We start from the raw sequence: 13,751 nt of genomic DNA, 5'->3' as shown, positions 1-13,751 counted from the left end.
TAGGTGGTTTGCTTTATGTATTCAAACTTCCAACACTATTTGTTTCAGCCCGTATTCATATTTGCGAATTCATTACTAAAACAACTTATGCAATGCAATTGGGCTACATTGGCCTTAACAGCCAGTTTGTGCGATTAAAGGTTTATCACCTCAAAGCGCCAGTTTTCTGTTTCCTGACTAGATAAAAGCAACATCTGTACCAAAATTAACCAATTTGTTTAAATTACTAAATATAAAACGTAATTAGCTTGTTGCTGTTATCTAATATAATTAAATAAATTCAACCCCTGCACTTGCGTAAAGGTCTGCTGCGCCGCTTGTAGCGCTACTTTAGATTGTTCAAAGGTCGATATAGCTGCTGCAACATCAAGGTCTTCAATTGACGAACGTCCAGACGCCAAATACAACTCAGTATCTAAATGATTACTTTTTTGACGATCGATAACCTGTAAGTTAATACCTGACTCTGCTCGGCGAGACGTGAGGTGATTCATAGAATCGCTTAATTGTTCAAGAATTTGATTAAAATCAACCTGAACTTGCGGGTCATCACCGCCACTGTCCTTGTTATTAATCCAATCAATAGCTGACTTTATCGTGTCAAAAACACCAATATTTTGTTCCGGGGTTAATGTAAAGCTATCTCCCGGCAATGGATTGCCGCTTAATTTAACCTCAATACCATTAAAGGCAATGGTTTGCCCTGCTGCGTAGCCGGTAATATTAGTTACATTGCCAGCACCGTCTGTAACCGTTAAGTCAGAGGCTGTAGTGAAGTTAATCGTAAAGTCTGCAGGGTTTGCTGATCTATCATAATTACTTGGATCTGCGACTACGGCGCTTTCAACACCTAAACCTGAGGTATTGATATTATAAATAGCCGAAAAGTCACCAATAGCGTTTGGCACTTTTTCGAAAACTTTTTCACCACTTTGATTAGTCGCAATAGAAACGTTTTTTGCTATTTGTAGCTCCCTAACACCATTATCGGCACGATAGGTCACTGAATTATCAGCCTGTAATACAAATGGTGCATCATCTATTTGATAACCAGCAAAAGCATAACTGCCTGATTCATCTTTAGTGTTAGCAATGTCTAGGATTTGTTGTAAAGCCTGACTCGCTTGCTGACCGATTGATGCAAGGTCATCTGCTGAATACACACCATTGTTGGCTTGTAGCATTAAATCTCTTAATTCATTCATAATATCTTCAGCATTGGATAGCGAAGTATCAATTAAACTGTTGTGATTTTCTGCTTGGATAATATTACGTTGGTATTTATCAATATTGGCCAGGTCATTTTTATAACCGGCTAGTGTGCCATAAGCTACGGCATCATCTTTAGCGGTAACAACGCGTTTACCTGTGGAAATATGACTAACCTGCTCGTTAAGACTCGATTGTTGGCTAGACATCTGCTTGCTACTTTGCATATAAAATTGTGCTGTTGAAACGCGCATAATAACTCCTATCTAGAGACCGCTAATAAGGTATCGAATATGGTATTTGCCACTGAAATTATCTGTGACGACGCTTGGTAAGCTTGCTGGTATTTCAGTAAGTTCGCCGCTTCTTCATCAAGGTTTACCCCTGAATTAGATTGATTACGGTTATAGGCTTGAGTAAATAATGCCTGCGCAGTATCAGCAACGAGTTCAGCGGTGCTTGCATTCGAGCCAACTTCAGCTGTTGCCGAAGCTAATGCTTGGTTAAATGTTTGTTTACCACCGCCAAGAATTTGCTGCTCTTGTGTGCTGGCCATTAAATTGGCATTAGTGGCGTTACCTGAGCCGAAAGCATCTGAGATAGTAAATTTTTCGCGCGCTAAAGTGCCTTGCCCAACAGGTAAACCCGCTATTTCAATTTGAAATGCAGGCGTAGCTGGTGATGGCGGCATATCAATAACCGCAGAGGCTCCTGCTGCGAAAGTACCAGTGGCTAAAGTTAGCGCAGGTGGTGGATTAGCAGCATCATAAACTCGATATTCAAATATTCCTGTCGGTGTTTGAGGTGCAGGCAGTGGTGGCGGTGCTGTTTCATAAACATCAACAACTATATTGGCATTGGTGCCATCAGTGTATGAGCGAGCGACTTCCGGATCAGCCACATTTATAATACTGACAGAGCCATTACTGACATTATTTTCATCTGCTTCTACCCCAATCGCCGAACTAGCGGCTATCGATTTAGGATCAGTTAGCGTTACCTTCATTAATGCTGCGCTATTTTCTGTTGGTCGCAGGGTAAAGCGATCATCAGTACTTGGCGTGCCTGAGTTAACCTTAAACTCAAAACCATAATCTGTTGGATAAACACCAGGAGACGAAGCAACTAATGTTGTCGTCGAACCGTTTTGAGCATTCGTCATGATGTAGTCTGTACCATCATATTTAATGGTAAAATCATTCGCTGGCACTAAAGAAACATCGGTTATATTAATGCCAGCCTGCACAGTACCTGTATTTTTTGACGATGCTAAAACCCGTGAATTTTGTAGATTGGTGGCATTGATATCAGTAAAAATATCTAAACCCTGTTTAGCATTTAAATCCAAACCTTTAGCTTGTGATTGATTTAATGTTTCTGAAACGGCCATAGCTAAAAGATTAAGCTCGCTGCGCGCTTTTGCCACATGTTCATCACGGTATTCAATTTTAGCGGCAATAGCACCGCCGAGTTTAGATGCATCGAGTGCGACTTTACCGTTACGGCTATTTAGCTGTAATTTAGTTTGTAATGCATCAGGGTCGCCCGCTTCCACACTCACCGTTAAAGGCGTAATACCGGCGACCAGCGTTGCGCCATTGCCGATCATCACGGTCATTACGCCATGCGTATCTTCAATGGTATGAACCGAGGTATATTCACCCAGTTGATTAACCAATTGATCACGTTTATCTAATAAATCATTCGGTTGGCCGGTGAGGTTTAAATCTTTATTCTGTAATATTTGTTCATTGATTTTCGCTAAGTCGAGTGAGATTTGCGAAATTTTACTCGCCATTTGCTCTATTTCACCGTTAGTCGACTTTTCAAGTTGGTCTAAATTATAATTTAAACTGTTAAAATCTTTTGCGAGTACGTTAGCTTGGCTAAGGGCAATATTTCGTAAGCCAAGGTCATTTGGATTGTCGGCTATGCCGTTAACTGCTTGATAAAAACGATCAATAGCGCCACCAATAGCTTCGCTGGAGAATGACATTATTTCGTTTAATTGGTTAAGGTCTAAACTAATAGAATCAGCATTACCCAAGTTACTTTTATTGAGTAATTGTTCTTTATAAGAAAATTGATCGTAGAGGCGTGTTATGTCTTGAACATAAGTACCAGAGCCAACAAAATTACCACCGTTATAATTTCCAACCGCTGAACCCTGCTCTGTACGCTGACGGGTGTAGCCTTCGGTATTAACGTTAGCAATGTTATGTCCTGTAGTCGCTAACTGTTGCTGCGCGGACAGTAAACCACTTACACCAGTTTGATACAGATTAATCGACATGACCTAAACTCCTACAGTAACCTTAATTTCAACAGCGAAATTATCGGTAGTCTTATTTATTTAATAAGCCAGTTACTGTCCGAAGTGTCCCCATTATCTTTTTAGCGTAATTTGGGTCGGTAGCATAACCAGCACTCTGTAGGTTATGCAAAAATTGCTCCACATCTGTAGATTTTTCTAATGCGCCTTGGTAGCGCTCACTTTGGGTAAGTAAATTCACGTAGTCATTAACACTTTGACCGATAGACTCGTAGACCCTGAAAGGCTCACGTTTCTTCACCATAGCGCCATCTTCAAACTCTAAGGTTTCTTTATGTGTTTTCTCGCCAGCCCAACGGCTATCAGCTTTAATATTAAATAAATTATTCGAGCTTTCACCTGAATCGGTTTTAATTATTTTTTGCCCCCAGCCTGTTTCTAGTGCGGCTTGGGCTATAACCACTTCAAATGGTACATTAATTTTCTCTTGTACACGTTTAGCATCAGCGGTTAAGGCACTAACAAAATCTTTGGGTTCTTTAAATGTAGGGGTTTGCAGCATGTTCGCCGCTTGGGCTGCAATTGAGCCATTTGTTTGACGATCTTTGTTAGGATCCTGCTGCATTGACGAGTCTTTGACTAAACTTATCGTGTTTACCAATGAAGGTTCGCTAATACGTACACTGCCGCGGCTATCAAGGTTACCGTCACTGCGTAATATTGTATGAGGCGTAAAGTTTTCACTGTCGCCACCAAGTTGGCGAACGATTAACGGTGCAAGACCTAAAGCGCCATTATTAGAAAGCTCGAGCGACATTTGTTGATCATGCATGTCACGATAAAATTTGGTTGACTCAGAGTTCAACGGGCTGTCTGCCTCTAACACGGCTTGCGCTTTACGCATGCTTTTCATCAGCATTTGCATAAAAATAGCTTCAAACTGTTTAGCCGCTTGTTCGAGGGCATCTTTTTTACTTGCTTTATCACCCGATTTCGCATCTTGGCGAATCGAGTTTAAACCATTAACGTCTAAAAAGTTTTGTGCATCTGCAATACGAGTTGTCATCGGTATTAGCCCCTATTGATCATTAAATAATGATCAAATTCCCACGTAATGCGCCCGCTTGATCTAAGGCTTCTAATATCGCCATAACATCGCCAGGACCTGCGCCAACTTGGTTGATAGCTCGCACTAAGGCGTCTAATGTCACGCCTGGGTCAAATACGAACATACGTGAGTCGTCTTGGTTCACATCGATAATGGATTGATTCGTCGCCACCGTTTCGCCCGCTGCGAATGCATTAGGTTGTGAAACAGCTTCAACTTCATTAATCGTTACAGTGATACCGCCATGCGTTATCGCTGCTGGCAACAGACGAACATCAGCACCAATAACGATGGTACCGGTACGCGAATTTACAATGATTTTTGCTGATGGTGTGCCTGGTTCAAACTCTAAATTTTCTAAGGTTGCCAAAAAGCTAACACGATCTGCGGCATCTCTAGGGGCTGTAACTTGCACTGATGCGGCATCAATTGCGCGTGCAGAACCAGAAATCAAGTTGTTAATGGTGTCTGAAAGACGTTTGGCCGTAGTAAAGTCAGCATTATGAAGATTGAAGGTAATATGGTCACCAGAGGTAAAAGGCGATAATACTTCTCGCTCAACCATGGCACCATTGGCAATACGACCTACCGTTGGGGTGTTGGCAATAACTTTTGAGCCATCTAACCCTTCAGCACCTAAGCCACTGACAATTAAACTGCCTTGTGCAACCGCATAAGCATTGCCGTCTAGTCCCATTAAAATAGTTTGTATTAACGTACCACCACGTAAACTTTGCGCACTGCCCATTGATGACACCGTGACGTCAATTTTTTGCCCTGGTTTTGAAAATGCTGGTAATTCAGCATGCACAGCCACGGCAGCAACATTCTTGATTTTCGGCTTTAAGTTCGTTGGCATTTTAATACCAAAGTTACTCAACATGGTTTTAAAGCTTTGCTCGGTAAATGGGCTTTGCTCGCCTGTACCCGGCAAACCTACAACCAAACCATAACCGATTAATTGGTTACTGCGCACACCAGCAACGTCAGCCAAATCTTTAATGCGTTGGGCACTCGCCTCTGGCAAAAAAAGCATGGAGATTAAACAAGCGAAGCTAACTAAATATTTTTTCATTATATTATCCTACTAAAGAGGCCACCATGAACTATTGAAAAACTTCGACAACCAGCCTTGCTCTTGCACGTCAGCGAAGGTGCCCGTTCCGGCATATTCAATACGAGCGTTAGCTACTTTACTGGAGGTAACCGTGTTATCTGAGCTGATGTCTTGCGAGCGAACTATGCCTGTTAAGCGAATATATTCATCACCATTATTTAATGACATCCACTTTTCGCCACGGATCATCAAATTACCATTGGGAAGCACTCTTAAAACATGAACAGAAATATTGCCGGCTAAGCTATTGCTCTGATCCGCTTTTGAGTCACCTTTAAAATTTGACGTTTGGTCATAACCAAATTGTAATGCCTTGTTATTGAAGTTTATCGCCGCGCCACCAATACCCGTAATTGGACTCATTGATGCGCCATTGTCTTTCTTCAACTCAGTTTTTGCATTTTTATTGGCTTGTGTACTTTCACTTAAAATTACTGAAATAATATCGCCAACACGATGCGCTTTAGAATCTGAATAGATGTTATTGACATAGTTGACGTTAAAAAGTGAGCCTGTTGGTACTAAAGGTACATCTTCCATTTCCGGCAAAATAGGTGCAAAGTCAGGATCATTAGGCATTGTTTTTGCCTGTTCAACACTGGCACAGCCAGTAAACAGTAATGTAACTATGCTCACCGTAACTAAGGTGCTTAAAAATGACTGTTTTTTGCCTTTCATGAACCTTTCCTCAATTCTATAGCTGCTGATTAATGTAGCTAAGCATTTGGTCAACTGCTGAAATAACTTTCGAGTTCATTTCATAAACTCGCTGACTTTCAATCAGGTTAACTAACTCTTCTGTAGTATTAACATTGGAGGTTTCTAGCGCACCTTGCACTAATAGGCCGTAACCTTCTAAACCCGGAACACCTTCTTGTGGCGCACCACTGACTGACGTTTCAACGTATAAGTTTTGCCCAATTGGCTCTAAACCGGTTGGGTTAATAAAGTTAACGGTATTAATTTGTCCAACCACGGCTGGTTCAGCTTGGCCTTGCAAAGTGACAGAAACTTCACCGTCTTGTGAAACGATGATACTTAATGCATCTTCAGGCACGGTGACTTGCGGTTGTAATAAATAACCTGCGCCCGGCGTAACTACGTTCCCTTCTTCGTCCATGGTAAATTGGCCGTTGCGAGAATAAGCAGACGAGCCGTCAGGCATTAAAATTTCAAACATACCTTCGCCTTGAATCATCAGATCCAATGCATTATCAGTATTAAGCATGTCACCTTGGGTATGAATTTTTTGTGTTGCCACCACTTTGGTACCCGCACCTAACATTAACCCTGACGGCATTTCAGTATCTTGCGCTGAACGACCACCTGGTTGGTTAATATTTTGATAAAGTAAGTCTTCAAATACCGCGCGGCTCTTTTTAAAACCAATAGTACTGGCGTTCGCCAAGTTGTTAGATATAACCGCAATTTCTTTAGTTTGCGCATCTAAGCCTGTTTTACTAATCCATAATGCTGGGTTCATACATCACCTCAAAAATTTATTTAGAACGCTCGTAATAATGAAGCTGCACTTGAATCAATTTCTTCGGCAGTTTTCATCATTTTTAACTGCATTTCAAATTGACGCTGCAGCGCGATCATATCGGTCATTTCACTGATAGGGTTTACGTTACTTGATTCTAATGAGCCACTCGCGACTTTTACCGTAATATCAGCCGGCTCATTATTGCCGTCTTTACGACGAAATAGGCCATCATTGCCTTTTTCTAGCAAGCGATTGTCTGGGTTAACAAATTTAATTCTGCCCACTTCTTCTTGAACATTACTCGGCGCACCTTCAGGCTGAACCATGATGGTACCGTCAGCAGAAATATTAAGTTTACTAATGGGTAATGGTAAGAAAATGGGTCCTCTGTCGCCAATAACGAGATCACCTCTTGATGTTTCAAGTGCCCCATTATCGCTTAATTTCAACTGACCATTACGGGTATAAGCTTCACTACCATCTTCAGTTTGCACTGTCAGCCAACCTTCGCCTTGAATCGCGAGGTCAAGATCACGTCCAGTACTTAATAAAGCACCACTGTCAAAGTTTTGGCCTGCACGTTCGGTCATTGAAAACACCCGAGACGGTAAGCCTTCACCGAAAGCTTGCATTGCTCTAGCATTGGCTAAATCAGCTTTAAAGCCTGTAGTTTTGGCGTTAGCGAGGTTATTAGCAGTGACTGATAAGGCTTGCATGTTTTGCTTCGCGCCACTCATGGCGATATACAGCATCTTATCCATAATGAAATTCACCCATAATATTAATCATATTTGATGTGTTGCAAATAAAGTGCCAGAAAGTTAAGAAGGGCATGTTACATATAAGTTGAATGGGGTTTTGTTGCTCGTATTTAAGTCAAAAAAATACGCTATAAGAATAAATAAACTATTAAATCAGAATGATGGGCTAAAGCCCAACCTACAAATAACACACCTAAATACAGGTTAGATATTGATCATTGTAGGTCGGCATTTATGCCGTCAAATGTATAAAAATGTGATACAAAATTTGAAACCTAAATATGGCTAGGAGCGGCGACGTACATGGGTGTCAGTCATTAGAGTGATGCTGGAGAATGATGGGCTGAAGCCCATCCTACAAATAACACACCTAAATAAAGCTTAGATATTGATCATTGTAGGTCGGCATTTATGCCGTCAAATGTATAAAAATGTGATACAAAATTTGAAACCTAAATATGGCTAGGAGCGTCGACGTACATGGATGTCAGTCATTAGAGTAATGCTGGAGAATGATGGGCTGAAGCCCAACCTACAAATAACACACCTAAATAAAGGTTAGATATTGATCATTGTAGGTCGGCATTTATGCCGTCAAAAGTATAAAAATGTGATACAAAATTTGAATCCTAAATATGGCTAGGAGCATCGACGTACAGGATGTCAGTTATTAGAGTGATGCTGGAGAATGATGGGCTGAGCCCAACCTACAAATAACACACCTAAATAAAGGTTAGATACTGATCATTGTAGGTCGGCATTTATGCCGTCAAAAGTATAAAAATGTGAAACCTAAATATGGCTAGGAGCGTCGACATACATGGATGTCAGTCATTAGAGTAATGCTGGAGAATGATGGGCTAAAGCCCAACCTACAAATAACACACCTAAATAAAGGTTAGATATTGATCATTGTAGGTCGGCATTTATGCCGTCAAAAATATTAAAATGTGATACAAAATGTGAATCCTAAATATGGCTAGGAGCTTCGACGTACATGGATGATAGTCATTAGAGTAATGCTGGAGAATGATGGCCTGAAGCCCAACCTACAAATAACACACCTAAATACAGCTTAGATATTGATCATTGTAGGTCGGCATTTATGCCGTCAAAAATATTAAAATGTGAAACCTAAATATGGCTAGGAGCGTCGACATACATGGATGTCAGTCATTAGAGTAATGCTGGAGAATGATGGGCTAAAGCCCAACCTACAAATAACACACCTAAATAAAGGTTAGATATTGATCATTGTAGGTCGGCATTTATGCCGTCAAAAATATTAAAATGTGATACAAAATGTGAATCCTAAATATGGCTAGGAGCTTCGACGTACATGGATGATAGTCATTAGAGTAATGCTGGAGAATGATGGCCTGAAGCCCAACCTACAAATAACACACCTAAATACAGCTTAGATATTGATCATTGTAGGTCGGCATTTATGCCGTCAAAAATATTAAAATGTGAAACCTAAATATGGCTAGGAGCGTCGACATACATGGATGTCAGTCATTAGAGTAATGCTGGAGAATGATGGGCTAAAGCCCAACCTACAAATAACACACCTAAATAAAGGTTAGATATTGATCATTGTAGGTCGGCATTTATGCCGTCAAAAATATTAAAATGTGATACAAAATTTGAAACCTAAATATGGCTAGGAACGGCCATGTGATCGCAGCATACCGTTCTTCCTGAACATCGCTGCTATTTCACATCCATGTGATCGCAGCATACCGTTCTTCCTGAACATCGCTGCTATTTCACATCCATGTGATCGCAGCATACCGTTCTTCCTGAACATCGCTGCTATTTCACATCCATGTGATCGCAGCATACCGTTCTTCCTGAACATAAAAAAGCCAGATATCACTATTTGATTATCTGGCTTTAAAACTTTCGGACTAACTTATTAATCCTTAAACTTTATACAATTATCGTCTATTTAAATTAACGAATTTGTAGAATAGTTTGGTTTAGCTGATTATCTACTTCAAGTGCACGAGAGTTCGCTTGGAAGTTTCGTTGAGCAGAGATTAAATCAATCAACTCTGACGTTAAGTTAACGTTAGATTGCTCTAAAGCTGAAGAGTTGATCGTACCAAAAGTACCAGAGCCACCCTCACCTGCTAACGCTTCACCAGAAGTTATACTCTCTTTCCAAGCGGTATTACCCACCTGTTTTAAGCCTTGTTCATTGGCAAAGTTTACCATAGCAATTCTAGATAATGGTTCTGATGTACCATTACTGTATGTGGCTCTTACCAAACCATCAGTACCAATATCGATACCGGTTAATCGACCAACAGCTAAACCATCTTGTTGTAAAGAGGTCACTTCAAAGTTAGAAGCAAACTGTGTTGGCTCATTTGGATTCGGGCCTAAGGGATCTAAGTTAAAATCAATTTGAATTGTTTGTGAAGTATCTGCACCATTAGGTAAATGATTACTAAAATCTGAAGTAATAATGCCACCATTAGCAGCCGTCGGAATTTGAGATTGAAAGTCACCAGATGAGTCGAAAACTAATCTCGCACCAGTTAAACCACCGCCTGTAGATAATGGACCTGAGATATTACCTCCAACCGGGTTAGTTCCACCACCTGCCGGGTCTTCAAGATCAATAGGCTTGCCATCAACAGAGGCAAAAAGCATCCACTCATTTGGGTTAACACTCGGGTCATCTTTAATGAAGTAATAAGTCATAATATGACTATCGCCTAATGAATCAAATATGGTTACCGATGTTGAATGATTAAATGTTAATGGATCTTCAGGGTCAAAATTACCTGGCGCTGAAGATATAAAAGAATCACCCGCGGGTAAATTCATTCTTATATCAACTTCTGAAGATTTTTGAGGAGCACCTGAAGCCGTTGGTATACGAATAGGCTCTGCCGTACTTAAACTGACTGAAGCTGAGGTACCGTCGGCATTCACGGGGAAACCTAACAAATGCCCACCTTGAGAATTAACAATAAAATTGTCTTGGTTCAGTTTAAACTGACCGGCGCGGGTATATGAGGTTTCTAAGCTATTTAACTCTGGTACCGTGGCAAAAAAACCATTGCCAGTGATCGCCAAATCTAACGAGTTATTAGTAAACTTGATGCTACCTTGTGAAAATTGTTGTGCAACTTCTGCCGTCAAAACACCGTCACCGACTTTAGTTTTGCTGGAAGATAAAAGCGAAGCCGCATAAACATCAACGAATTCGGCACGTGATTCTTTAAAGCCGGTGGTGTTGACATTGGCTATGTTGTTGGATGTTACATCCAAATCTTTCTGAGCTGCGTTTAATCCGCTCAACGCTACATTAAATGACATAATTTCACCTCATATAAAAAACTGTTTGCTTAACCTTGAGAAACTTCTACTACGTCAGAAAGTTTCATGGTGCTGCCACCATTAAGGTTTAATAAAATACTTCCACCGCTACCGGCCAAAGTGACGCTGTCGACTTTACGATAAGTCATCGCTTGTAATTCTGATGCATTGCCTTCAACTAAGCCGGCAACACGAAAACGATAGGCACCTTCAGGCGCTGGTTCACCATTGGAGCCTTGTCCGTCCCAAGTGAAGGTAAATTCACCCGAGGCTACATTACCCACTGGTACGGTTTGAATAATTTCACCGGCAACGTTTTCTACGTAAATATTGACATTACTTGCCGGTTGGTCAGTCACTAACTTACCTTTTACCGATTGACCTTCTTCCATACCGAAAACGTTATCTTCAACGAGTACACTACGACCAACAAGTGATGAAGCTTGCAAGGCCTGACTTGACGACATTGAAGCGGCAAAACTGGTAAATTGATCGTTTAACTTTGTTACGCCATCTGTGGTCGAGAAAGCGGTCATTTGAGATATCATCTCATTGTTTTCAACCGGCTTAGTCGGGTCTTGATTCGAAAGTTCTTGAGTTAGCAACGCGAAAAAATCTGCTTGTGTTAGCATTCCCCGATTCTCTTCAGCCTCAGGAGTGTTGTTCTCCTGTTGCCAGCGAATATTGTCTAATGGGCTAGAGCCAGATACAGTTTCCATGTTAATTCCTATTTAACCTTAGCGTTGACCAAGTGTCAGCGTTTTAGTCAGCATACTTTTTGCTGACTCCGCTATTTGCACATTGGTTTGATATGAACGAGAAGCAGAAATCATGTTAGTCATTTCTTCAATAACATTTACGTTCGGTTTGTAAATATAGCCCTCACCGTCGGCCATTGGATGGTCGGGGGCATATTCAATATTAAGCGGTTTGTTACTTTCAACAACACCCAGTACCTGAACACCAACCGACTCATTTTGTCCACCGGCAGCTTTTTGCATCTCAGCGGCAAAAACTGGATGGCGTGCACGATAGGTTTGATCGATACTACTGCTAACACTATCAGCGTTTGCAATATTACTAGCCGTAGTATTTAAGCGGACAGACTGTGCGCTCATACCCGAACCAGATATAGAAAATACATTAAATAGGCTCATTTTTATTGCCCTCCAGTGATGGCTTTTCTCAAGCCTTTTATGCTTCCGTTAAGAAATTGTAGGCTTGCTTGATATTGCATAGAGTTTTCTAGATACAAGTTTCGTTCCACTTGTACATCTACACTGTTACCGTCACCCGTATCGGCTTGATCTGGTACGCGAAAACCCACGCCGTTATTGAGCTCCATACGAACATCGAAATGTTTTTCATTGGTACGAGTCATTCCTGTTTGTTGCTTTGAGGATGCTTGTTCTAATGCGGCTTTGAAGTCCATTCCTTTGGCTTTGTAGCCGGGTGTATCGGCATTGGCAATATTGCCGGCAATGAGCTCCGCACGTTGTGCACGAATCTGTAGGCTTTGTGGGTAAATGCCAAATGCTTTTTCAAAACTAATAGCCATAAAAAAATACCTCCGTATGAATGAAGGTATTTATTCAAGATTTATGCCAGAGATTTAGAGAGTGGCTATTTTTTTTGGTAAACAATACCAGGACTACAACGGATCATATTAAAATCTTGGCTGATACCTGAAAGTGATTCTGAGGCTCCAAGAAATAAATAACGGTCTTTATTTAGGGTACCGTGTATTTGAGAAATTATTTTTGATTTTAGCTCAGGAGAGAAGTAAATCAATACGTTACGACAGAAAACCAAATCAAACCTTCCCATTAAACTATAACTATTTAACAAGTTAAGTTGGCGAAAACTGACCATATTTTTAATAAAGTCTTTCACCTTTAGCATGCCGTTATCACTGACTTCAAAGAACTGTTTTCTTCGTTCGAGAGATAAGCCTCTTGATAATGCTAAACTGTCGTAATGCGCGTTTTTACAATGTTCTAACATGGTATTAGAGATATCAGTGCCAATAATTTGAACACCCCCAGGAAATGCGCCTGGGTTACTTTGTTGATATTCATAAATCGCCATGGCAATTGAATAAGGCTCTTGCCCGGATGAACTTGCCGCTGACCAAATTTTTAGCTGTGTTCGCTGGCCTTTAAATTCAGGCAGTATACGTTTTTTCAAAAGCTCGAAGGGATATTCATCGCGAAACCATAACGTTTCGTTAGTGGTCATGGCGTCAATAACTGCCGCCCGCAGTTGCCGCTTTAAGGGGTTAAGCGTTTGGGTTATTAAATCAGTCAACGACACAATATCAAATTTCGCCATCAATGGTGCCAAACGACTTTTCACTAGATACTGTTTACTTTCACCTAAAACAATACCGCATTGCTGCTCTAGGAATATTCTAAACTGATGATAACTTTTATCATCGAGTTGCTTAGTTAACACTAGCTATAATC

General features: G+C 40.8%; 12 protein-coding genes. All 12 read right to left on the bottom strand.

Features of this window, described 5'->3' with window-relative positions:
* Positions 1-257: 257 nt before the first annotated feature.
* The 12 genes from flgL to B5D82_RS01480 all read right to left on the bottom strand — a co-directional run bounded on the left by flgL (position 258) and on the right by B5D82_RS01480 (position 13,740).
* On the bottom strand, positions 258-1,463 hold the full coding sequence (gene flgL / locus B5D82_RS01535; RefSeq protein ID WP_081148668.1) for a flagellar hook-associated protein FlgL: 1,206 nt from the start codon (positions 1,461-1,463) through the stop codon (positions 258-260).
* An 8-nt stretch (positions 1,464-1,471) separates the two neighbouring features.
* A complete protein-coding gene (flgK, locus tag B5D82_RS01530) occupies positions 1,472-3,502 on the bottom strand; it encodes a flagellar hook-associated protein FlgK (protein WP_081148666.1) in 2,031 nt (676 codons plus the stop codon).
* A gap of 52 nt (positions 3,503-3,554) precedes the next feature.
* Entirely contained in the window at positions 3,555-4,547 is a 993-nt protein-coding gene (gene flgJ, locus B5D82_RS01525) for a flagellar assembly peptidoglycan hydrolase FlgJ (RefSeq protein ID WP_081148664.1), read from the bottom strand.
* A gap of 22 nt (positions 4,548-4,569) precedes the next feature.
* Positions 4,570-5,664, bottom strand: a complete 1,095-nt coding sequence (locus tag B5D82_RS01520) for a flagellar basal body P-ring protein FlgI (RefSeq protein WP_081148663.1) — start codon at positions 5,662-5,664, stop codon at positions 4,570-4,572.
* Between the two features lie 12 nt (positions 5,665-5,676).
* On the bottom strand, positions 5,677-6,384 hold the full coding sequence (gene flgH / locus B5D82_RS01515; protein WP_081148661.1) for a flagellar basal body L-ring protein FlgH: 708 nt from the start codon (positions 6,382-6,384) through the stop codon (positions 5,677-5,679).
* A gap of 16 nt (positions 6,385-6,400) precedes the next feature.
* Entirely contained in the window at positions 6,401-7,189 is a 789-nt protein-coding gene (gene flgG / locus B5D82_RS01510) for a flagellar basal-body rod protein FlgG (protein ID WP_081148659.1), read from the bottom strand.
* Positions 7,190-7,209: 20 nt separating this feature from the next.
* Complete coding sequence (gene flgF, locus B5D82_RS01505; RefSeq protein ID WP_081148658.1) at positions 7,210-7,953, bottom strand: flagellar basal-body rod protein FlgF; 744 nt, start codon at positions 7,951-7,953, stop codon at positions 7,210-7,212.
* A gap of 1,956 nt (positions 7,954-9,909) precedes the next feature.
* Positions 9,910-11,286 carry a flagellar hook protein FlgE gene (gene flgE, locus B5D82_RS01500; protein ID WP_081148656.1) on the bottom strand — a complete coding sequence of 459 codons (1,377 nt, stop codon included), beginning with the start codon at positions 11,284-11,286 and terminating at the stop codon, positions 9,910-9,912.
* Positions 11,287-11,315: 29 nt separating this feature from the next.
* Positions 11,316-12,005: a flagellar hook assembly protein FlgD gene (locus B5D82_RS01495; protein WP_081148654.1), complete on the bottom strand. Its 690-nt coding sequence runs from the start codon at positions 12,003-12,005 to the stop codon at positions 11,316-11,318.
* Positions 12,006-12,023: 18 nt separating this feature from the next.
* Positions 12,024-12,443, bottom strand: coding sequence for a flagellar basal body rod protein FlgC (gene flgC / locus B5D82_RS01490; protein ID WP_081148653.1), 420 nt, complete (start codon positions 12,441-12,443; stop codon positions 12,024-12,026).
* A gap of 2 nt (positions 12,444-12,445) precedes the next feature.
* Positions 12,446-12,844, bottom strand: a complete 399-nt coding sequence (gene flgB, locus B5D82_RS01485; RefSeq protein WP_081148651.1) for a flagellar basal body rod protein FlgB — start codon at positions 12,842-12,844, stop codon at positions 12,446-12,448.
* A 65-nt stretch (positions 12,845-12,909) separates the two neighbouring features.
* Positions 12,910-13,740 carry a CheR family methyltransferase gene (locus B5D82_RS01480; RefSeq protein ID WP_081148649.1) on the bottom strand — a complete coding sequence of 277 codons (831 nt, stop codon included), beginning with the start codon at positions 13,738-13,740 and terminating at the stop codon, positions 12,910-12,912.
* Between the last annotated feature and the right edge of the window lie 11 nt (positions 13,741-13,751).

It is taken from the genome of Cognaticolwellia beringensis (assembly GCF_002076895.1).
GTDB lineage: Bacteria > Pseudomonadota > Gammaproteobacteria > Enterobacterales > Alteromonadaceae > Cognaticolwellia > Cognaticolwellia beringensis.
The sequence above is the reverse complement of the archived record's forward strand: the minus strand, read 5'-3'. Positions and strand labels throughout refer to the sequence as shown.